24 protein-coding genes are annotated in these 21,706 nt (G+C 52.1%); 11 read left to right on the top strand and 13 right to left on the bottom strand.

The features are described from left to right. The 9 genes from O1Q74_RS03705 to O1Q74_RS03745 are packed head-to-tail and all read left to right on the top strand — an operon-like array spanning position 1 to position 9,730. Complete coding sequence (locus tag O1Q74_RS03705) at positions 1-2,175, top strand: phage tail tape measure protein (RefSeq protein ID WP_271876179.1); 2,175 nt, start codon at positions 1-3, stop codon at positions 2,173-2,175. Next, on the top strand, positions 2,175-3,554 hold the full coding sequence (locus tag O1Q74_RS03710) for a DNA circularization protein (RefSeq protein WP_271876180.1): 1,380 nt from the start codon (positions 2,175-2,177) through the stop codon (positions 3,552-3,554). The genes O1Q74_RS03705 and O1Q74_RS03710 overlap by 1 nt, the downstream gene beginning before the upstream one ends. Next, positions 3,538-4,731: a phage baseplate assembly protein gene (locus O1Q74_RS03715; protein WP_271876182.1), complete on the top strand. Its 1,194-nt coding sequence runs from the start codon at positions 3,538-3,540 to the stop codon at positions 4,729-4,731. Before O1Q74_RS03710 ends, O1Q74_RS03715 begins: the two co-directional genes overlap by 17 nt. Next, positions 4,721-5,371, top strand: coding sequence for a phage baseplate assembly protein V (locus tag O1Q74_RS03720; protein ID WP_271878723.1), 651 nt, complete (start codon positions 4,721-4,723; stop codon positions 5,369-5,371). The genes O1Q74_RS03715 and O1Q74_RS03720 overlap by 11 nt, the downstream gene beginning before the upstream one ends. Positions 5,372-5,426: 55 nt before the next feature. Beyond that, a complete protein-coding gene (locus tag O1Q74_RS03725) occupies positions 5,427-5,777 on the top strand; it encodes a phage GP46 family protein (protein WP_271876183.1) in 351 nt (116 codons plus the stop codon). Then, a complete protein-coding gene (locus O1Q74_RS03730) occupies positions 5,777-6,838 on the top strand; it encodes a baseplate J/gp47 family protein (protein WP_271876185.1) in 1,062 nt (353 codons plus the stop codon). Before O1Q74_RS03725 ends, O1Q74_RS03730 begins: the two co-directional genes overlap by 1 nt. Further along, positions 6,835-7,407 carry a YmfQ family protein gene (locus O1Q74_RS03735; protein ID WP_271876187.1) on the top strand — a complete coding sequence of 191 codons (573 nt, stop codon included), beginning with the start codon at positions 6,835-6,837 and terminating at the stop codon, positions 7,405-7,407. The genes O1Q74_RS03730 and O1Q74_RS03735 overlap by 4 nt, the downstream gene beginning before the upstream one ends. A gap of 2 nt (positions 7,408-7,409) precedes the next feature. After that, the gene (locus O1Q74_RS03740) at positions 7,410-9,116 is read left to right on the top strand and encodes a phage tail protein (RefSeq protein WP_271876188.1); all 1,707 of its coding nucleotides are present in this window, start codon (positions 7,410-7,412) and stop codon (positions 9,114-9,116) included. Further along, positions 9,116-9,730, top strand: coding sequence for a tail fiber assembly protein (locus O1Q74_RS03745; protein WP_271876189.1), 615 nt, complete (start codon positions 9,116-9,118; stop codon positions 9,728-9,730). The genes O1Q74_RS03740 and O1Q74_RS03745 overlap by 1 nt, the downstream gene beginning before the upstream one ends. A 507-nt stretch (positions 9,731-10,237) precedes the next feature. Here O1Q74_RS03745 and O1Q74_RS03750 read toward each other — a convergent pair. From O1Q74_RS03750 to O1Q74_RS03800, 11 genes are all read right to left on the bottom strand, one after another. Then, positions 10,238-10,366: an entericidin A/B family lipoprotein gene (locus O1Q74_RS03750; RefSeq protein ID WP_225088216.1), complete on the bottom strand. Its 129-nt coding sequence runs from the start codon at positions 10,364-10,366 to the stop codon at positions 10,238-10,240. A gap of 24 nt (positions 10,367-10,390) precedes the next feature. Then, the gene (locus O1Q74_RS03755; protein ID WP_271876190.1) at positions 10,391-10,687 is read right to left on the bottom strand and encodes a type II toxin-antitoxin system YafQ family toxin; all 297 of its coding nucleotides are present in this window, start codon (positions 10,685-10,687) and stop codon (positions 10,391-10,393) included. Beyond that, positions 10,671-10,952, bottom strand: coding sequence for a type II toxin-antitoxin system RelB/DinJ family antitoxin (locus O1Q74_RS03760; RefSeq protein ID WP_271876191.1), 282 nt, complete (start codon positions 10,950-10,952; stop codon positions 10,671-10,673). The genes O1Q74_RS03755 and O1Q74_RS03760 overlap by 17 nt, the downstream gene beginning before the upstream one ends. A 40-nt stretch (positions 10,953-10,992) precedes the next feature. Continuing rightward, on the bottom strand, positions 10,993-11,280 hold the full coding sequence (locus tag O1Q74_RS03765; protein WP_271876192.1) for a type II toxin-antitoxin system RelE/ParE family toxin: 288 nt from the start codon (positions 11,278-11,280) through the stop codon (positions 10,993-10,995). Beyond that, positions 11,231-11,491, bottom strand: a complete 261-nt coding sequence (locus O1Q74_RS03770) for a type II toxin-antitoxin system ParD family antitoxin (RefSeq protein ID WP_271876193.1) — start codon at positions 11,489-11,491, stop codon at positions 11,231-11,233. Before O1Q74_RS03770 ends, O1Q74_RS03765 begins: the two co-directional genes overlap by 50 nt. A 226-nt stretch (positions 11,492-11,717) precedes the next feature. After that, positions 11,718-12,860 (bottom strand): radical SAM family heme chaperone HemW, encoded by a 1,143-nt coding sequence (gene hemW, locus O1Q74_RS03775; protein WP_271876194.1) that lies wholly within the window; start codon positions 12,858-12,860, stop codon positions 11,718-11,720. Next, positions 12,853-13,446 (bottom strand): XTP/dITP diphosphatase, encoded by a 594-nt coding sequence (locus O1Q74_RS03780; RefSeq protein WP_271876195.1) that lies wholly within the window; start codon positions 13,444-13,446, stop codon positions 12,853-12,855. Before O1Q74_RS03780 ends, hemW begins: the two co-directional genes overlap by 8 nt. A 31-nt stretch (positions 13,447-13,477) precedes the next feature. Further along, positions 13,478-13,768, bottom strand: a complete 291-nt coding sequence (gene yggU / locus O1Q74_RS03785; RefSeq protein ID WP_271876196.1) for a DUF167 family protein YggU — start codon at positions 13,766-13,768, stop codon at positions 13,478-13,480. Continuing rightward, positions 13,765-14,319: a YggT family protein gene (locus O1Q74_RS03790; protein ID WP_010295003.1), complete on the bottom strand. Its 555-nt coding sequence runs from the start codon at positions 14,317-14,319 to the stop codon at positions 13,765-13,767. The genes yggU and O1Q74_RS03790 overlap by 4 nt, the downstream gene beginning before the upstream one ends. Before the next feature lie 48 nt (positions 14,320-14,367). Next, positions 14,368-15,189 carry a pyrroline-5-carboxylate reductase gene (gene proC / locus O1Q74_RS03795; RefSeq protein WP_271876197.1) on the bottom strand — a complete coding sequence of 274 codons (822 nt, stop codon included), beginning with the start codon at positions 15,187-15,189 and terminating at the stop codon, positions 14,368-14,370. Between the two features lie 90 nt (positions 15,190-15,279). After that, positions 15,280-16,008, bottom strand: a complete 729-nt coding sequence (locus O1Q74_RS03800; protein ID WP_271876198.1) for a YggS family pyridoxal phosphate-dependent enzyme — start codon at positions 16,006-16,008, stop codon at positions 15,280-15,282. Positions 16,009-16,028: 20 nt separating this feature from the next. Here O1Q74_RS03800 and O1Q74_RS03805 point away from each other — a divergent pair, with 20 nt between their 5' ends. Beyond that, complete coding sequence (locus tag O1Q74_RS03805) at positions 16,029-17,045, top strand: type IV pilus twitching motility protein PilT (RefSeq protein WP_271876199.1); 1,017 nt, start codon at positions 16,029-16,031, stop codon at positions 17,043-17,045. On the opposite strand, the gene O1Q74_RS03810 is transcribed toward O1Q74_RS03805, so the two are convergent. After that, positions 17,014-18,840 carry a sensor domain-containing diguanylate cyclase gene (locus O1Q74_RS03810; RefSeq protein WP_271876200.1) on the bottom strand — a complete coding sequence of 609 codons (1,827 nt, stop codon included), beginning with the start codon at positions 18,838-18,840 and terminating at the stop codon, positions 17,014-17,016. The two genes, O1Q74_RS03805 and O1Q74_RS03810, sit on opposite strands and share 32 nt — an antisense overlap. Positions 18,841-19,363: 523 nt before the next feature. Then, positions 19,364-20,935: a methyl-accepting chemotaxis protein gene (locus O1Q74_RS03815; RefSeq protein ID WP_271876201.1), complete on the bottom strand. Its 1,572-nt coding sequence runs from the start codon at positions 20,933-20,935 to the stop codon at positions 19,364-19,366. Between the two features lie 310 nt (positions 20,936-21,245). Between O1Q74_RS03815 and nsrR the strand changes: the two genes are divergently transcribed. Further along, positions 21,246-21,671, top strand: coding sequence for a nitric oxide-sensing transcriptional repressor NsrR (gene nsrR, locus O1Q74_RS03820; RefSeq protein ID WP_015841587.1), 426 nt, complete (start codon positions 21,246-21,248; stop codon positions 21,669-21,671). Positions 21,672-21,706 lie beyond the last annotated feature (35 nt).

Consider the following 21,706-nt stretch of genomic DNA (forward strand, 5'->3'; position numbering starts at 1 on the left):
ATGGCTCGCAGTTTGCAACTTGCATTAACGATATTAGCCAGAGACAACGGTTCAAAAGTGCTGCGTAAGGCACTGGAAGACGCTGTCGCAAAAACGAAAGCCGCAGAAAAAGCCGGTGACGACCTGGCTAAGTCGCAGCAGCAGAGCAGCTCGCAAGGCATCCGGGCGTCGCGTGCATTGAGCGAGGAATTTAAGCGGGCTAATAGCGCTCGCTCTACGCTCGGCATTCGTTCAGAGCGTGAAATTCAGCGTGAAATCCAGCAGACCATTGCGGCATACAGCCGCCTAACTCGCATGGGTGTGATGTCAGCGAGTGAGCAGTCACGCGCATTCAGTGCAATGACTGACCGTGTCAGTCGTTTGCGTGGTGAGTTAAACGCTACAGCTCAGTCTGTTAGCCGCATGGACAAGTTACGAGCGGTTGGGTCTGGCGCTATGGCCGTGGCGGGCGGGGTTGCTGCTGCAACAATGGTAATCAAAGACCCTGTTCAGAGGCAGATGGCGTTTGAGAGCAAAAATGCAGAAATTGCAAATACGGCGTACAACGCGCTTTCTCCTGCCGAACGTATTAAGAAAATCCCAGTAATTAACGACACGATAAGGGAAGCCGTTCGCTATGGAGGTGGGACGCCGGAGGCTGCACAAGCAACGTTAGGTGCTCTTTTTGCTGGCGGACTAGATGAAGAGGCAGCAATAAAGATGCTGCCCGACATTACGAAATATGCAACTGCATCGGGCGCTAGCCCAGAGCATCTAGCGCAGATCGGGATCGGAGCTATTAAAAACTTCGGCATTAAAGCTGAGGATCTGCCTGCCGTTTACGATAAGGCGATCCGTTCTGGTGAGAACGGGAAATATGAGCTGGCAGATATGGCTGGCTCGTTATCGTTGACAATGACTAAAGCAAATTCGGTCGGTATGTCTGGATTGAACGATCTGGATAAACTACTAGCAATGCTCCAGGCCAACGCTGAAACCGCTGGGGATAATAGTGCTGCATCAACAAACGTTAACAACCTGCTTGATAAATACACCAGTGCTGATACGCAAAATGCCATGAAGGGCTATAAATTTCGCATGAAAGACGGCCGTACCGTGGGGTATACCGATTACATGGCAGAAAAGCGGCTGCAAGGTGTTAGTGCTTCTGATGCGTTTACCGGCGCAGTGGATGGTATCGTTTCATCAGACAAGCGTGTGCAGAAGTTACGTGCGGCAGCGGAGAAATATAAAGGCACGGATAAAGAGGCGGATATTCTCGCATCGTTGGATTTAGTGGTTTCGTCGATCACATCGAAGATTGTTGCTGATCAGCAGGCGGGAATGGCCTTAAAAACTAGCATCCTGAAAAAGGACTTTATTACAGAACAGATCGCGGGAACAAAAAACGCTACGGGCGCTGGTGCTGATTCATTTGCTGTTGTGTCATCAACAGCAGGATATAAATCACAGCAATTTGAATCTGAAAAACTGTTCGCGGAACAGGACTCAGTTAAGCCTCTGGCAGACTGGTACGGTGATTTAGTTTCAAATCTAACTGATTATTCGAAAGAGTATCCCGGATTAACAACAGCACTCTCTGGCGCAACGACAGGCATTAAAGCACTGGGCGCGGGAGCAGTTACGGCTGGGGGTGTTCTGGCCGCGTGGAAACTCATATCGGGTAGCGGTGGCGTTAATCCCCCTCCAGTTCCCGGAGGCCCAACAACCACACCGAATGTTCCAGGCACGCGTCTACCGTCATGGTTAAGTCGGCTGGGAGGTGTTGCGCGTGTCGCTGGGCGCGTCGCTGCACCGTTAGCGCTCTATCAAGCAGCCGAAGATGCGCCGCTCGTCCAGGTCGAGCGCGGTGACACAGCAGCACGAACCCGCCTCAAAGCGAATGAATACGCCAGTGACCTTGAGCGTATTCAAGATAGCCGCCGCGCTGTTCCTGGCTTTCTGGATGTTGTCGATGAGGTTAAAACCTGGTGGGCAAGACCCACAACCATCGGCGCAGACGTGAACCCAGCCACAATGGGCGTGCCGTCTTACTTGCTGCCGCAGCAACCGCAAAGCAACCAACCGATTCAGATAAATACAAAGGTCGAGCTGGATAGTCGTGTCATTGCCGAGGCCGTTAACGAAGCCAACAGCCAGCAAGCCACGCGTGGCTCGAACGGAGCATATCAATAATGGCCTGGGCAGATTCATTACAGGATGCGTCATTTCGTGGCGTGAAATTCGATGTGTTCAACGCGCGGGACAGTGCGCAGCGCGACATGGCACAGCATGAATACCCGAATCTGGACGGCGCAGACATTCAGGATTTAGGGCTAAAGCCGCACAGCTCGCAGATTCAAGCCGTGGTGTGGGGTGATGATTACGAAACCCGCCTACAGTCTTTGCTGGATGCACTGCGCAAGCCAGGGGCGGCGGAACTGATACACCCCGTCTTTGGTGCGATGCCGAACATGTTAGCCGTAGTATTCCAGGTCAATCACGATGCGGATAATGTCAATTACTGCACCATCGATATGCAGTTTGTGCAGTCAAAAACGGGCAATCCGTTCTTTGTTAAAGACTATCCGTTATCAAAAGCCGATGAGATTTTTAATCAGACGCAGTCGCTGATCGACAGTGCAAGCACGCTGCTTGACGATGTCACTAAGCCGCTCAGAACGGCTAAAACCATGATGAATAAAGTTCGTGGTCTGGCGACCGGCGCATTAAACATGGTGACTATATTCCGCAGCGATATCAGCGGATTTATCAGCAGCACAACGGACTTTATTAATTTCCCTGGCGCGTTTTTCGGCGACCTGCGCTCTGCGCTGTCACTCAAGACGGGCGCGTCAAAGAGTTCATTGCATTCTGCTTACGTGGGCGGCGGGACGTCTACTGCTGTTGCATCGGTATCAGGCACAGAGCAACAGGCTATCGCCACCTCGAACTATGCCGCATCACCCACAGTCATTATGGCTGACTGGACAAGTACGCAGGCCGCGCTGCTGTCCGTTCAGTCAATGCCGGCAGGATTAGTCTCAGGCAGTATCGATGCGCCGGTTGATATGCCTGCGCAACTGGTTGAGCGCGATATTGTTGAGTTAACCGCGATTGTCGCGGTGGCCGTGGCGATGGAGGCAGCGGAAGAAGCCGGTGCGGTGCTCAGTGACCCTGCATTAACCGCCGTGTTAACCCCGCTCGACATTGAGAAAATCACCAATGAAACCCGGACGATGATACAGGACGCGATTGATATCAATCGTGATACCTATGCACCGGCGATGAATGAAATCAGTAGCAGCGCACAGCCGACCGGTCTTTCGTATCAGCCCGTTATCGACAAATTGGCCGCTATCGCGCTGACGGTTCAGGTGCTGGCAGAAGCCGTCATCAACGAAAAGCCGCAGCTAATGACGCGTACTGTTACTGCGCCAGGTAATCTGCATCTGGTTGCGCATCGCTGGTATAGCGACTATTCCCGCGCCGCTGAGTTGCAACGATTGAATCCGCAGTTGCGCGATGTGAACAACATTAATGTGGGGGATGTGCTGAATGCCTACGCAAAATAACCCCGCGACCGATAATGCCGCCGTGTCCGTCATTATCAATGGAAAAGCGCACACGGACTGGTCACGCTACCAGATTGACAGTGATTTTCTGATACCGGCTGACGCGTGGAGTGTCAGCCTGGGATTGCCCGACGGTACGTTCCCTGCTGATGTGGTGCGTGGTGCGCCGGTGATGGTGAAAGTTGGTAGCGATACGGTGATGACTGGTCGTATTGACAGCGTGCAGCGCTCGGTTGCCCGCAGTGGCGTTACGCTGTCGCTGTCTGGCCGGGACGGTGCCGCTATCCTCGTTGACTGTGCCGCGCCAATACTGACCGCACGGCAGGTCGGGCTGGAGGATGTTGTCGCGCAGATCGTCCGCCCGCTCGGCATCACAAACATCCGCATTGAGGCTGAGAGCGCCATCCGCAGCGACAAAATCAGTGCAGAGCCTGGCGAACGGGCGTGGGACATGCTGTTACGGGCGTGCGCCGGTCGCGGTCTGTGGCCGTGGTTCGCGCCGGATGGAACGTTAGTCATCGGCGGTCCGGATTACACAAAGCAGCCTGTCGCGTCGCTTATCATGCGCATGGACGGCAAAGGCAATAACGTGCTGTCGCTGTCTGATGCCAGTTCAATAGATAAATCGTTTTCCGAGCTGACGGTACTAGCGCAAAGTCATGCGCACTCATCAAGTAAAAAGGATTTGGCGATTATCGACGTCGATGATGACAGTAGCAGCGACAGCGATATTGAGCTGAGTACAGGCACGGCAGAAACCGGACAGCACGGCATGAGAGCAGTGGTCAAAGACCCGACGGTCAATTACTACCGACCGCAGGTGCTTGTTGTCGGTGATGCAGACAATCAGGAGCAAATCAACTACCGCGCCCGCAAAGCGCTGGCCGATGCGAAGCTGAACGGCTACAGCCTGACGGCGACAGTCTACGGCCACAGAACATCGGACGGTGTGCTGTGGGAGCCAGGGCAACGCATTCACGTAATCAGCGAGTACCACGGTATTGATGCAGTGTATTTCCTGATGGGGCGTGAATTTAGCGGTGGTCGTCCGGGCGGCACAACCACCACGCTCCGCCTGAAAGAGGATGGCGTCTGGATACCGGATGCGTATCCGAGGAGGAAAAAGCAGCGTAAACGCAAAGGTAAAGGAGAAACAGCAATTGTCGATGTGGCCTGATATTGAAAGACGCATTAACGGGGCGTTAAATCGCATTCGTCTGGCGTTCAGAACCCGTTTAACGCGGGTTAATAGTGCTGGCCCGTTGCAAACGTTCCAGGCTAAAGGGCTTTTCGGTGAATCATTGCAGGACAGCGAACTGTTCCAGCACTACGGATTTACGTCAAATCCGTTACCTGGTGCGGCTGCTATCGTGCTACCGCTAGGCGGGAGAACGTCACACAGCATTGTGATAGCCACCGAGCACGCAACCTATCGCCTTCAGTCGCTGAAGCCTGGTGAGGTCGCACTCTATACCGATGAAGGCGCAAAAATTGTCCTCAAGCGCGGGCGCGTGATAGAAACGGACTGCGACGAGTTCCGCGTCAACTGCAAACAATTTGTTGTCAATGCGGCCGAAAAAGCGGATTTTAATACCCCGATGGTTACGGCCAGCGAACAGGTAACGGCGCAAAGTCAAATCACCGGCAACGGTGGTATGGCGATCAAGGGTGGCACTGGCGCATCGTTTGAAGGTAACGTTACGCAAACAAAAGGCGACTATCAGACCAGCGGGAATGTCACGGCAGGCAATATAGCGCTCAACGGCCACAGGCATCCTGGCGATTCCGGCGGTACGACTGGCCCCGCAATTCCATAAACCCACTGAACCCCTTCCTCTTATTCATTGCCTCCCATGCTGCCATTCTGGCTGCATGGATAATTTACTGAACCCGACAACCGGCGATTACACCGGCACGATGACAACGACATTAGCCAATGCCGTTTATCTGCGCCTGATGACGCCATTAGGCGCGTACTGGGCTGACCCGTCATTAGGTTCAAAGCTGCATCTATTAGCGCGTGAAAAAGACGTTGCGCGGGTGCATAAGCTGGCGCAGCAGTACGCCGCCGAAGCATTGCAGCCGATTGTTGACGATGGCCGTGCATCGGCTGTTTCCGTTTCTGCATCGGCGGGTAATCCAGGTTGGGTCGTGTTGCAAATCGAAGTCACAACGGCCGCGCAGCAAACACAAACGTTTAGACATCCGGTGAGAGTAAGCTAATGCCGCATATCACCCCATCGTTCGATGAAACCCGTAGTCGTTTATTGCGTGACCTGCAAAACCTGCGCCCGGATGCTGACATTAGCGCTGACAGTGATTTTTATGTCCGTGCATCGTCGGTAGCTAGTGCTGTAACCGGCATTTATCAGCATCAGGGTTGGATTGTCCGGCAGATTTTCCCCGACACGGCCGACACTGAGTTTCTAGAAATGCACTGCCGGTTACGTGATATTTCACGTAAAGCGGCCACTACGGCCACAGGTGAAATTACGGCGACCGGCGAAGTCGGCGCGGTCTGTCCCGTCGGGCAGATAATCAATCGCGGCAGCCTGTCATTCACGACTACTGCGATTGGCACGGTGGGGGCCGACGGCAAGGCGATCATTCCTGTTATTTCATCCGCATCCGGTGCGGCGGGTAACACTACCGCGATTGCATCCGGGACGTTCTCCAGTGCGCCAGTCGGCTATGACAGCACGGTGAGCATCGGTCTGCTGGGCGGCGGAACGGACAAAGAGACTGACGCTGAAATGCTGGCGCGTCTGCTTGAGTTGATCCGTCGCCCCCCGGCGGGCGGGAATAAGTACGATTACAAGCGCTGGGCGCTGAGCATTACCGGCGTTACCTCTGCATATGTCTACCCGCTGCGGCGTGGCCTGGGAACGGTTGATGTGGTTATCACGTCCGCGAACGGCCTGCCGAGTGACGAAATCATTAATGCGGTGCAGACGTACATTGATGATGTGCGCCCGGTCACGGCAAAAAACACGATGGTAATCGGCCCGACAATCAAAAATTTCGATATTGACGTGAAAGTCTCGCTGTCTGGCGTGTCACTGATTGAGGCAACGACAGCGATTAATACCGCGCTGACGGACTATATCAATACGCTGGCACCGGGTGAGCCATTTATTCGTAGCCAGGCCGAAATGATTATTTCGCAATTATCAGGCGTGACTGACCGAAATATTATTTCCCCTGCGGCAAATATCTATCCGGCAGCGGATGAAAATAAAGTCGAGTGGCTGCGAATTGCCAATATTACGGTGTCGCTGCTATGAGTGATTCAAAAACATTACTCGGCCTGTTATTGCCGCCAGTCTCATATGATGCGACGCAGCCGGCTATTGCCGCAGAGCTGGAAGCCGAAGGGAACGCGCTGGATGCCGCAAAGCTACTGGCTGAACGTGTGCTCGGCGGTATCACGCCCGTCGCAGCACAAAGCCTGCTGACAGACTGGGAACGTGTTCTGGCTATCACCCCGCTTGCTGAGAGCAGCTATCAGCAGCGGCTCGGTAATGTACTGATAAAGCTCGCAGAAACGGGCGGGTTGAGTATTCCGTACTTTATTCGCCTGGCATCACGACTCGGCTACACGATAACGATTGATGAGCTGCGACCGTTCCGCACGGGAGTAAGCCGCTGCGGTGAGCAAATCATGCATCACGACGTGATGTGGGCGTGGCGGGTCAATGTCACCGGAACACAGGTCAAAAAATACCATTTTAGGACGGGGTTATCGGCAGTCGGAGAGCGCCTGCTGTCATTTGGCGACACGGTTATTGAGTCGGTATTCAATGACCTGAAACCAGCCCACACATTTTGTTATTTCTCGTATCAGGAAATCTGATTATGCAAAACCCAATGCCTCCGGTGAACACACCGGATAATGTATTTCATGATGGCAATCCGTTAACAGGTGAATTGGGAACGATTGTCACCGCGTTATTTATGAATAACGTGCAAGCCGCAATCAGGAATTCACAGGCTGAGATTATTTCTGTATTAGCCGATGCCGGTATTACTGTTGATTCGAATAAAACCGATCAGCTATTAACGGCATTAAAAGCGACGTTTGCAACAAACTCGAACATGAATGACCGTGTGCCATCGACCCGCACAGTTAACGGCAAGGCGTTGTCTGCTGATATCACTCTAAATGCTGGTGATGTTGGCGCATTAGCGAAAGACCAGAACGGCGCAGATATCACAAATTCTGCATTGTTCCGTAAAAACATCGGAATAATTGAATCGGCATGGGGCGGAAAAGCCGTGCAATTAAGCGGCGCCAATATTCAGGACTATTTTAAGGTAAATCGCCCGTCAGACTTATATCAATGTGATTCCGCTAACGTGACGGGGTTACCTGCTGGTTTTGGTCCCAGCATTATTGAATGGAAATCATCGGCTGACGGGTTCGGCGTACTGAGCATTGTCGATGTGACAAATCCGTCCCGAACAGCATGTGTTGTATTGAGTAATGGCAATTGGCAAGGCTGGGTAACGCCTGTTGTATCTCATGCCAGCACGACTCGCATCCCGACTCGAATCATTGAAATCAATGAACCTAATGTAAATGGTGATTATGTCATTGAGTACGGCGGAACGAACGGCACCCCATCATATTGTTATGTTGATTTTCATACAGATGGAAAACAAAGCACTGACTATAACGTCCGTATTGCTGCCCCGCCGCCTGCACCTGGCGAATCCTTATCACTGCTGAATATCACCGCTAGTAAACTTCTTGTGAATTCTGCAAGGGTCTGGACTGAAGGTGACTTTACGTTACCGCTGCGCAAGGAGTACGGCGGCAGCGGCATGGAAACGGGTGCTGTCGGAAACGCAATAACGACCAAGTTTGCGACTATTGCTGACTGGCTCTATGTATGTGACCGCTCTGGAAATAATTTATGTGGTTCAGTTGAATTTGAAGGGTCTGGCTGGGCATCGTTTTTATCAGTACGCCACCGCTCTGGGGGTGGGCATGATGGGCATGATTGGGGGTGGATTCTTGCTGATGAAGATATGACGGGCGGTTCGTATGACTATTTTACGTTACGTAAAAAGACGAGTAATGGATGGTTAGGTGCAGTCAAGTTATATCATTCAGGAAACCTCACCCCGTCAACAATCGGCGCAATGCCTACATCTGAGTTGGTTGGAATGCCGCAGTTGTTCCCTGGCGCAGTAGCGCCAGCGGGCTGGCTAAAATGCAACGGTCAACAGTTCGACACAGTGCAATACCCTGTTCTTGCATCCCGTTATCCGAGCGGTTTCCTGCCTGATTTACGCGGCGAATTCGTTCGCGGCTGGGATGATGGGCGCGGCGTTGATGCGGGGCGTGCGTTACTGTCAGCGCAATCGGATATGTTCAAATCGCACTCGCACGCGACGAACTGGCAAATGTATGCAGAAAGTGGTGCGTTAAATGACCATATCGCGAATGGGGGAAACATTATCGAACCAACAATATTTACGTGGCCGACCGCCGAAACGGGTGGAGATGAAACCCGCCCCCGCAACATCGCCTTTAACTACATCGTGAGAGCCGCATAATGAGCAACTATTCAACACAAATTAAAAACGCAGAACTGAACGAACGCGGATTAGCAATCAACGCGGGCTGGATTACGGTTTATCACGTTAACCCTGAAACACGCGAATACCAGTCAGCGAGCTACGAGTACGTCATGCAAGGCGTTGGCTTGCCTGCTGACAGCTACGCAGACGAACCGCAATTGCCGCCTGTCGGCCGAGCCTTGCGCCGTAGTGCAGACGGTCAATCATGGGAACAGGTGCCAGACTATCGCGGCCAGACGGTTTACCACACCGACACGAGACAGGCGCAGCTCGTTACGCTGTTCGGTGAACTGCCGGATAACGTCACGCTGCTGAAACCTGCGTCAGAGTTTGATGTCTGGAACGGGAAAAAGTGGGTGATTGACAAAGACGCGCAAGCCGCCGCCGCCATCAAAACGGCACAGCAGGAACTGGCAACACGCAAAACCGCTGCAACATCGCGCATCAATGAACTGACCTATGCGGTAAATCTGGACATTGCTACAGATGCAGAGAAAACAGCGCTGACGGCGTGGCAGACATACGCGGTGCTGCTGAGTCGTATTGATGTGAGTGCTGCTGATATCGAATGGCCTGTTCAGCCTGAATAATTAGCCTGGAACACCTTGCTGCATTAAGTATTCGGATAGTCCGCTGCGTTCATCTGGCGTTAGCGGGCTATATTTTGTAGTTATGTTAAGAAGTTCAGTGCGATTCCCTCCAATTGGAGTTGCTAGAGTTGATCGCACATTCTCCCCATGTATTTTCAACGTGTACACATTGTTCGGGAGTGGTGTTAGTCGGGCGTAACGACCTGTACTAATTTTATAGTCACCCATACCATGCCTCATGATTCATATTGCACAATGCAAAACCTTCGGTAATCCTAGACTATAGGCTGTGCGGAATTATTTGCAATTCTGTGCAAAAAAAATCGGCGCGGTACATGCGTTTGGCTTTGTGGCGACAGGCGAGGTATACGATGAAGACGGCATCCCGCATATTGATATGCTGTCGGCGTTCTGAAGAGTATTGAGTGTGCATCGGAAGTTATTGGGATTGTGGCTTAAACAAAAAAACCGGCTAACGTATGGCCGGTTTTTTTGTCTGGCGGTGAGTTAGCTGGCTGCGTGAGAAATGGTGCTACCGAGCTTTTGCACATCCTGGCCAAAGCCGCGCGTGGTGTTACAGCCGCTCAATGTTGCTGTGACCAGCAACGCCACTACGATCGTTGTTATACGTTTCATCATCAGAACCCACACTTCATTCCATCAAAATAATTCACTATGTGAACCAAGGCGAGCCAACTTTAAAATACCAGAGTCGTCTTCTTCATTATTGATCTTTTTATAAATTAAAATTAAATCTGGATATAAATGACAATCTCGGAAGCTACGCCAATTTCCTCTCAATGGATGGTCAACGTAGTTAGCCGATATGGGTAAATCATTTGCCAGTATATTTAATAGTACCAACAAATCAGCCTCAACGGTTCTACAGTGCCGCCCTTTCTTTTCGCGCTTGTAGTCTTTTTTAAACTCTGTTGAACGCTCAATCTTCCTCGTCATTATTCAGATCATCCATCAGAGCCGCAACATTATCAAACTGCTTCCCCCTTCCATGTTCAAGCTGATTAATTGCAGCCTTCGTGCGTCGTGCATTTATATAATTAGCCCCCTTAACTTTAAAAGGTAGCTCATTTTTCTCTGCAACTTGCACCATTAATAATCGAATAGCATCACTCACCGTTAACCCCATAGATTCAAGCGCAACCGTTGCAAGCGCCTTTGTTTTAGGGTCAATCTTCGCCCTTACATAAGTTTCTGTCGCCATTTTGAAACCTCCTATTTTATAGCGTTGCTTTAAATTGTAGTCACACTAGGGTCACAAAACAAGCGCTGCCGCCCTCTCTCACTCCCGTAAACACCAACAAAAAACACCAGCCTGTCGCAAGCTCTTTACGTTCGATCCCTATCTTGTTGTGCCTGATAGCGATAAATGCGTGCTCGATAGTTTCCAGATAGGCTTCAGCCCTTTCCTGATTAAAATGCAGCAAACCGTAGAGGTAAATCGCTTCCAGATCGCGTTGCGCCAGCGGCGTTAGCTTGATTTTATCGGGTGGCCGTTCGCGTCCTGTTTCTGATTTTTTGCAAGAATTCATCTTTATTCCACTCCTGTGGCGCTCCGCTGTTTATCCCTTCAGCGATTAACTGACGCAGCGTTTGCAGGTCTGACTCCGCCTGTTTTTCCCGTAGCATTCTCAGCGCTTCCCGAATGACTTCACTTTGTGTGCGGTAATCGCCCGATTCCACCAGCGATTCCACGTAATGGCGAAGTTCATCTCCAAGGTCAATTGTCATGGTTCTGGCCATCATGCCTCCGGTACTCAGATGTAAGATTTGTTCTTATCAGAAGCCTGTAGCGTACTTAACGATGACATCGTCGTCCAGCACAAGGAAAAAGGATTTTCACGCTGTGGGCAAACGGCGCGTGATGAAAAAGGGAGGCTGCTCGAAATAAGGTTTGTAAGCATTGCAAAAGGGGGAGATAGGGTGGGAAGCAATGGGCAGGTTTATCAAAAACCTGCCCACGGAATGATTACTCTTCTTCTGCCAGAAACAGTTCCAGCAGGGAATTCAGGAACAGTTTGCCGTGTTCGGTGATTTGCCAGTGCGTGGCGGTTTCTGTCAGATAGCCTTGCGCCAGCGCCAGATCCAACTGTGGGCGGATGCTATGTTCTTCCAGACCGGTATACGCGGTGAAATCCTCGCGTGGCGCGGCTTCCAGCAGGCGAAAGCGGTTCATGAAGAACTCAAATGGCCGATCGTCGTTAGCGACGTCGTGTTGTTTATCCAGATAGGTGCCCTGCATATAGCCACGCGGATGGCGGACTTTGACCGTGCGCAGAATGCGGCCGTCGCTGAACGTCAGCTTGCCGTGCGCGCCACAGCCAACTCCCAAATAATCACCGAAGCGCCAGTAGTTCAGGTTGTGCTGACACTGGTAGCCCGGTTTGGCATAGGCGGAGGTTTCATACTGCTGGTAACCCGCGGCGCTCAGTAACGCGTGACCCTGCTCGTAGATGTCCCACAGCGCGTCGTCGTCCGGCAGCGTCGGCGGACGCGAGCTGAACAGCGTATTGGGTTCGATGGTGAGCTGATACCACGATAAATGCGGCGGATTGAGCGCGATGGCCTGACGCAGATCGTCCAGCGCTTCGTCCAACGATTGATCCGGCAAGCCGTGCATCAGGTCCAGATTAAAGCTGCGTAAGCCCAGACCGGTCGCCAGATGCGCGGCACGCTTGGCTTCGTCCGGGCCGTGAATACGCCCTAAGCGCGTCAGCTTTTGCGGATCGAAACTCTGCACGCCAATAGATATTCGGTTTATGCCTGCACGCTGATAGCCACTGAAGCGGTCAGCTTCAACCGTTCCGGGATTGGCTTCCATCGTAATTTCGGCATCCGGCGTCAGCGGAATTCTTGCCCGAACGCCGTCGAGCAGCGCCTGCATCGCTTCCGCACTCAACAGGCTGGGCGTACCGCCGCCGATGAAGATCGAATGTAGCGCACGACCGCTCGCTAACGGCAAATCGGCGTCCAGATCCGCCAGCAGGTGATCGACATATTCCTGATGCGGCACGTCGCCTTTCAGCGCGTGAGAGTTGAAATCGCAGTACGGACATTTTTGTACGCACCACGGAATATGGATGTACAGGCTGAGCGGGGGGAGCTTAAGCATTGCGTAACGCATCCAGCAGCAAGCGCAGCGCCTGACCACGGTGAGACTGTGCGTTCTTCTCTTCACGCGTCAGCTCTGCGGCTGTTTTACCCAGCTCAGGCACGAAGAAGATGGGGTCATAGCCAAAACCGCCGCTGCCTGCGGCTTCATGCGTCAGTACACCTTGCCAGCTACCGTGGCAGACAATCGGCGTCGGGTCTTCCGCGTGGCGCAGGTAAACCAGCACGCAGTGGAAGCTGGCGCGACGCTGTTCGTCCGGCACATCTTTTAGCGCCAGCAGCAGCTTATCCAGATTTTGCTGGTCGCTGGCATCCACACCCGCGTAGCGGGCCGAGTAAATGCCCGGCGCGCCGCCCAGTGCATCAACAGCCAGACCGGAATCATCGGCAATCGCCGGTAGCCCCGTGATTTGCGCCGCATGACGTGCTTTCAGGATGGCATTTTCGATGAAAGTCAGACCGGTTTCTTCGGCGGAATCCACACCTAGCTCAGTCTGAGCCACAATATTCAGACCGAAATCGGCCAGCAAGCTGGCGAGCTCGCGCACTTTACCGGGGTTTCCGGTAGCCAAAACCACTTTTTGCATCGTCTTGTCCTGCGTGTTTATTCAATCGTGTTTATTCAATGAAGTCCGCGACGTCAGTCGGGATGTGTTGCGGATGGGTAATTCTAATCTGTTTATGCCGCCCGAGTTCGCCTTTTTCAATCACGACCAGACTCTTGGCGACCCGAAACTGTTTGGCGAGAAATTTGGTCAGATGGGCATTGGCCTGCCCATCCACCGGTGGTGCGGTAATGGCGACTTTTAGCTCGTCGCCATGCAAACCCACGATCTGATCCCGACTGGCTTTCGGCTGAATATACAGCCGAATCACCAGCGCATCGCCGTGGCGGGTAATGGCACTCACAGCAGGAACCACAGCCCCGGGAACAGGTCCATGCCCAGATAGTTGAGCATATACAGAATCAGAATCACGGCCATCGCAGAGAAATCAATGCCGCCCATGACCGGAATAATGCGACGGAGCGGCGCCATGAGCGGTTCAGTCAACTGATGCAGCAGATACTCAATAGGGCTACGGCCCTGACTAACCCAGCTCATGATGGAACGGATGATGATGACCCAGAAGACCAGATAGCCTGCGGATTTAATCAGCGAAATCAGCCCGACCAGCAGGTTCATTGGGCTGAGGGAAATCGCGCCAACCTGAATCAAAAGCAGTAGCGGGTATTTGATCGTCGTCAGAATAAAGGCCAGCAACAGCGAGGCGCTGTCAATCGGCCCTAACGATGGCAGAATGCGGCGCAGCGGCCCGACAATCGGCTGGGTGATTTTGACGACAAACTGCGACAGCGGGTTATAGAAATCGCTACGTGACCACTGCATCCAGATGCGCAGCAACAGGACCATTACATAGAGGTCAACCAGCGTTTTGACCAGAAAAGTCAGGGTGAGCATAAGTACGTCTTTTCCTTATAAGATAAAGAATCGGGGAACTCGCTTTGGTTAAAAAAGCGTTTCCATTTCCTGTGCGCGAGCAATTGCCGCCTGCATGGCCTCAGCCACGGTTTGCGTCAACTGTTGTTCGTTAAATACCCGCAGCGCTTCTGCCGTCGTGCCGCCCTTGGAGGTGACATTTTCCCGTAGCGTTGACAGCGGCGTATCGGGATTGGCTTCAACCAGCGCGGCAGCACCTGACGCGGCCTGCTGCACCAGCAGGCGAGCGGTTTCCGGGCTGAATCCCTGACGGATGGCTTCCTGCTGCATCGCTTCCATAAACAGAAAGAAATAGGCGGGGGCACTGCCTGCCGCGGCGATCACGCCGTTAATGCCCGGTTCGCTATCCACCCAGCAAATCTTACCGACGCTTTGCATCAACTGTGCGGTGAAGTCTTTATCTGCCTGACTGACGGACGCGGGAGCATACATTCCGCTCATGCCTTTTCCGACCAGAGACGGCGTATTTGGCATAATCCGCACGATATTAAGCGGCGCTCCCAGCAGCGCCTGAAAACGGGCAATGCTGATGCCTGCTGCAATCGAGAGTACCAGTTTACCCGTGAAATTGATGTGTTCATGCAGCGGTTCGCAAACTGTCGCCATCATTTGCGGTTTGACGGCCAGCACAATGACGTCCGCTTCCTGCGCGCAACGGACATTGTCTGCACTGCTGATCACGCCGTATTGTGCAGCCAGCGCATCGCGGTTCTTACCCGAAGGTGCGCAGACGCTGATGTGTTGAGCGGGGTAACCGCCGTTGACTAATCCGGCGATAATGGCCTGCGCCATGTTTCCGGCACCAATAAACGCTATTTTACGTTGCTGCATTTGCATCCTCGTTGCTCACCTGTTTGTCAAAGATGACGTGCCGTTCAGGGCGTGCCTCTGCGGTTTATGCGCTTTTGGCTGATGGGGTGGTTATACACTTTTTGCGGCATAGTCTTTTACGGCATAGTCGCGCGCGCCAAAGATTGCTGTGCCAATGCGCACCAGCGTGCTGCCCGCGGTAATCGCCGCGCGCATGTCGTCCGTCATCCCCATAGAAAGTGTATCAACATGCGGATAAGTTGCGGACAACGTTTGGAACAGCGTTGCCATTTGTTTAAAAACCGCCAACTGCTGTTCGTAATCGGTTTCCGGTGCCGGAATCGCCATCAGGCCACGCAGTTGCAGATTAGGTAACGCGGCGACGCTGGCGGCAAGCTCCGCGAGTTCATCCACCATAATGCCGGATTTGCTCGGTTCACTGCTGATATTAATCTGCAATAGCACGTTTAACGGCGGCAACGTGGCCGGACGTTGTTCACTCAGACGCTGCGCGATGCGCAGCCGATCTACGGTATGAAACCAGTCAAAATTCTCGGCCACCAGCCGACTTTTGTTTGACTGTAACGGGCCGATAAAGTGCCATTCCAGCGGCGTAGTCGGATGGTTTTCCTGGAAATAATGAATCTTCTCCACGCCTTCCTGAACGTAGTTCTCGCCAAACGCCTTTTGTCCTGCCGCGATGGCTTCTTCGATCGCGCTCACAGGTTTGGTTTTACTGACTGCAAGTAGCGTAATTTCTTCTGGCGCTCGCGCGCAATGCGCAGCGGCGGTGGCGATTTGCTGCCGGATGTCCTGTAGATTCTGCTGGATTGTCGTCATGGTTGTTCAGGAGGTTATCTATGGAATTGGATGAGTGGATAGCGCGTAGTGTAAAACATAATGCCTCGGATCTGCATCTTTGTAGCGGGCATCCGCCAGTATTGCGTGTGGATGGGCGGCTACAGCCTGAAAATACCTTACCACGTTTAACACCGGAGCAGGTGGCACAATGGTGCGATGCCTGGCTCGAACCCGCGCAGCGAGAGCAACTGCGGCAGTTTGGTCAAGTGGACGGTGCGTTAATGCTGGCTGATGGGCAACGTCTGCGGGTGAATGTGTTTCGCCAGCGGCAAGGGCTGTCTGCGGCGCTGCGTATTATTCCGTCTGCTCAGCCTTCATTGGACGGGCTACAGGCACCACCCATTCTATCGACGTTACTGGAAAAACCGAATGGGCTGATTCTGATTACCGGTGCGACGGGGAGTGGAAAGTCCACGACGCTGGCAGCCATGCTCGGGGCGTTAAACGACAGCAGCGATCGCCATGTGATTACGCTGGAGGATCCGATCGAATTTATCCATGCCAGCCGACGTTGCCTGATTCAACAGCGGGAGATCGGTACGCACAGCGCATCTTTTGCGCAGGCGTTACGGGCGACATTGCGGGAAGATCCTGATGTGATTCTGTTGGGGGAATTGCGTGATACGGAGACGATCCGCCTGGCGCTGACGGCGGCGGAAACCGGCCATCTGGTGTTATCCACGCTGCATACGCGCAGTGCCTCTCAGGCGGTCGATCGTTTGATTGACGTCTTTCCCGGCGAAGAGAAAGCCTATGTTCGCAGCCAGCTCGCCACCTGTTTGCAAGCTGTGGTGACGCAAAAGTTATTGCCAGCCACACAAGGTGGCCGCATCGCGCTTTATGAAGTACTGACGGTGACAGCGGCAGTGAGCAACCTGATTCGGGAGGGGAAAACACACCAGCTTCCCGGCCTGATTCAAACGGGAACGGCTGCGGGAATGCAAACGTTCGAACAAAGCTACCAGCAGCGCTGTAGGGATAGGCTTATTTCACACAGTTACGACCCTGTCGTTTAGCCGCATAGAGGTTTGCATCGGATAACTGAATCCAGTCCTCAACGGAGGCAAGATCGGAGTGGTAAGCGGTAATGCCTGCGCTGATCGTGAAATGCAGAGTTTGGCGATCGTATTCCAGCGTATGTAGCTCAATTGCTTTACGAATACGCTCGATTGTTATCACTGCCGTTTCATAAGGGACATCTTTTAGCAGGATAATGAACTCTTCTCCCCCAAGGCGGGCGACCAGATCTTCCTGACGCAGCGACATACGCATGAGCATCGCTAGCTCTTTGAGGACGGCATCACCAGCCAGATGGCCGTATTGATCGTTGATACTTTTGAATAAATCGATATCAATAATCGCCAGACAGCTTTTATCTGTCTGCTGGTTTTGCTGCTTGTGCAGAAAAAAGGCGTTGGCTTGCTCAAAGAAGCTGCTGCGATTGGGCAGGCCGGTAAGAAAATCATGCCCCGCGTTAAAGCGCAGGGATGCCTCTATCTGTGCGCGCTCATCTTCCAGCGAACGGGCGTGAATGATGATGCCGAGCGTTTTCACCAGCGGAGCCAGTAGCTCGATCATCGTTTGATCATAGCCTTCTCGACGGTTAGCCAGTGCGATCATTCCGATCGCTTTGCCGTTGTGGGTGATAGGAATTCCCAGCAGGGAATAGAGCGCGGGATGGATGGGCGGAAGAGCCCGGCCAGCCTTTTGCCTCAGCAGGTTATTGGTGCATACCACCGTATTGTGGGTCACCACGTGACCAAACAGATTATCCAGTTTACGGAGCGTCAGGCCGCCGTGGGTTCTACGCTGGTTTCTGTACCAGACCAGCGTATCTTCATCCCAGGTAAGATTGGATATTGCGGGAAGGTAGAGCGACTGACCGTCTTCGTCTTCCTGCAACGTGGCAATGAAGCCGAAGGTGCTGTTGGTGACTTCAAGCAGTCGTTCAAAGACTTTATCACAGGCGGAAGGCAGATTATGGTCGAGCAGAAAGCTGTCGTGAACGGATAGCAGGATATCGAGAATGATGCCTTGTTGGTGGGCTTTTTTTTCGGTTTCGACGTTCTGCGTAATGTTGTGAGCGTATTTAATGATTTTCCTCACATTACCGTCACTATCCATGATGGGGCTGTAGGTCGCTTGTATCCAATATGAATGGCTGTCTTTGCCCAGCCGATGGAAGCGCCCACTGATCGGGTGGCCGCGATGTAAGGTTTCCCAAAACGTTTGGTAGTCTGCTTGTTCGGTATCAACGGGATCGCAGAGTAGCCTGTGATGCTGACCGAGTAATTCCTTTTCCTCATAGCCTGTCAGCACCAGATAATGTTTATTGATATGGGTAATATAACCGTCTTTATCAAACTCGATGACGCCTTGCGAGTTCTCAATCGCATCCAGTCGTGCGCGGTGCTCTGACACGAGAAGTTTTTCCTGCGTAATATCTGTTGCCAGTTTTATGATGCCGATGCGTCGGCCTTTGTCATCGATAATTGGCGTATAAGCAGCATGGAGCCAAATAATTTCTCCTTTTTGCGTTTTGCGTTGGAATTCGCCAGCGTTGATATTTCCTTTCACCACATCATGCCAGAAATGATCGTGTTTTTGGCGCTGTGCTTCTGGCAGGAAAAATGTGTGATTTTTCTGAATAATATCTTCTTTTTTATAGCCCAGCATTTTGCAAAAAAGAGGGTTGGCCTCAACCAGTTTTCCCGCCAAATCGAATTCGGCAATGGCATAAATGGAATCAAGCGCGTGTAGTTTGGCTTCACTGTCAAACCTGGCAATCAAATCAACTGACTGATTATTCATGTTTATCTCTGCCTATGTTCTTTCTGTCTTTATCCTTGATTCGCTGTTGTCAGAGGTGTCATTTTATCGTGATGCCGTCAGTGGTGTTATTGTGCGATCGGCAGTCCCCCCTTTTTACGTGGAAATCAATGGAACGAATTAATAAAATAGCCTGCTATTAATTAGGTTAATAAATATTGTGATAATGTGTAATTAATGACCTGAGGTGCATGATTACAATCACCAATAAGATGCTTTTTTATTGTCTTTTTATTCAATATATTTATGCGGCTGTTCTTGCCGCTTTTATGCTGTCACTCTATTTATACGCTTATGTACAAAAACAGAGAATAGCGGTAAAAAAATAATACTCAAATTATCTGAAAGTATACCTATAAAATAAGTGCGTTAAGCGTGAAGAGGGTTCCTGCCTTGTTCGATTATTTATTCGTCTTGTAAAGAGGATGGCGTAAGTAGTGGATTGACGGGAGGGGCCTGCAGTCAGCGCTGAGGCCGACCACAGGCGGTGTAATACACCAGCAGATTAGGAAAGGCGAGGCTCTACCTGAAACAGCGCCATCGATCTCATGAGCCGCTGAGACTGCTGCTCCAGCGATTGCGTAGTCGCGGATGAGGCTTTGACGAGCTGTGCATTGTGCTGAGCGACTTTGTCGATTTGTGTGAAGGCAACGTTAACCTGCTCGATACCGCGATGCTGCTCTTGCGTAGCAGTGGAAATATCTCGCATCAGTTGCGTAATACGGATGATTTCGTCGGTGACTTCATCCATAGTTTCTCCCGCCTTAGAGGCTAATTCCAGCCCTTCTGACACGCGCGTCTGGGAATCCAGAATCAGCGAACGGATCTCTTTTGCCGCCTGTGAACTATGCTGCGCCAGATTACGTACCTCTCCGGCGACAACGGCAAAACCTCTGCCTTGCTCGCCGGCGCGGGCGGATTCGACAGAGGCATTCAGCGCCAGAATATTGGTCTGGAACGCGATACCGTCAATGACGCTGAGGATGTCATTGATGCGCTTGGCGCTGACGGCGATCTCCTGCATTTTCTCAATCACATAACAGACGGACTCGTTGCTGCGGCTGCTGGTGTTCGAGACGTTGTTGGCGAGTTGGTGCGCGAGTTCGGCATGGTCGGCATTGAGCTTCACCGTGGCGCTGAGTTGCTCCATGCTCGCTGCCGTCTGTTCCAGTGCAGCAACGGATTCTTCGGTGCGTTGGGCAAGCTGGGTGTTCTCCTCAAAGAGTTCGCGGCTGCCGAGATCGATTTGCGTACTGGCATCGCGCACCTGGCTCACCGACTCCAGCAGCGCGCCCTGCATGCGGCCGATGGCATCGTTGAGTCTACCCAGTTCGTTGTCTCCACCTTGAATCAGGCGACGGGTCAGGTTACCAGCGGCAACCTGCTCCAGTTGCTCAATGGCATAATCCAGCGGTTTGAGCAGCATGTGTCGCAGTGCGATCCAGGCTAAGGCAACCAGCGTGATAGACAACAGGCAGGCAACGGCAATCAGCAATAGCATCATGTTCTCGTTACGTTCGGACTGTGCCAGACCCTGTTCGGATAGTTGTTGGGCATACTGACGAAAGTTTTGGATCGATAAATCAAAAGCTTCACTCAGTGGACCGAGATGTTTTTCCAGAACATCATAATATTCATCGGTATACTGTTTTTGCAATGCGCTTAGCATTGGGGTCATGCCCTGTTGAAAATAAGCCTGATAGGTTTTTAATACCTCCTGCGCGAGCGCCTGCTGCTTCGGATCGGCATTGGCTGATTTGATCACGCGGTCAATGTCTTCCTGCGACTGGCTGAGGTGTTTCTCTACGACCCCAGTTTCCTTCGCCCCGTCGTCTAGCAGGCCGATTTCGATTTTCCTGACGGCGAGCGTTGCCGAGGCGCGTGCGCTGAGCGTTTGGTTATAGCCGCTCATCAGATTGCCCAGTTCAATGCCCTGAATCTGGTTTTGCGCGGTCAGCGTTTCTCTGTCCTTCTTAATCGCGACTACGCCCATGCTGCTGACGATAAGCAGCAACAGGGTGGTTAACAGCAATAACGTTAATAAGCCGGTACGAATAGAAATATTTTTCAACCTCATGGTGTCCTTTTCCTTACGCCGCCTTCGTCGGTGATAAATCAGTCATCATTGGGTGTGGTGTGTGTAACTAAAGAGAATACGTTATCTGTGTTGCGGTGAGATAAAATTAAAAAGATATGGCAGACGTAAAGGATGTGTGGAAAGGGCGTAGCCAGGCGGTTTCTCTCAACGCAGGTTTCTCTTAACACATAAGGGTATAAATAATTAGCCGTAGCGTTTACGCCTGGTTTATTATCTGTTAATAGCGTTGGTTTTTCAGGGGCGTACTCAATACGCCAGTCAATGATACCCAGAGGTATCCGAGGTTTATGTGCAGTTAACAAGTTTTACGGATTATGGCTTGCGGGCGCTGATTTATATGGCGTCGCTGCCGGGCGGGAAAATGACCAGCATTTCTGAGGTAACGGAAGTGTATGGTGTGTCTCGTAATCATATGGTCAAAATTATCAATCAACTTAGTCGCGCTGGGTTGGTGATGGCCGTACGCGGCAAGAATGGCGGTATCCGTCTTGGGAAACCGGCAGAAACCATTCGAATTGGCGATGTCGTGCGCGAACTAGAGCCGCTTACGCTGGTTAACTGTAGCCACGAGTTTTGCCATATCACGCCAGCCTGCCGCTTGAAGCAGGTGCTTCAACAGGCGGTACAAAATTTCCTGCAAGAGCTGGATCAATACACGCTGGCTGATATGGTCAAAGAAAACCCACCGCTTTATAAATTATTGTTGGTTGAATGAATTTTGTTCAGCCTCCTGCTGATGACAACGGAGGA

Source organism: Pectobacterium sp. A5351, assembly GCF_028335745.1.
Lineage (GTDB): Bacteria > Pseudomonadota > Gammaproteobacteria > Enterobacterales > Enterobacteriaceae > Pectobacterium.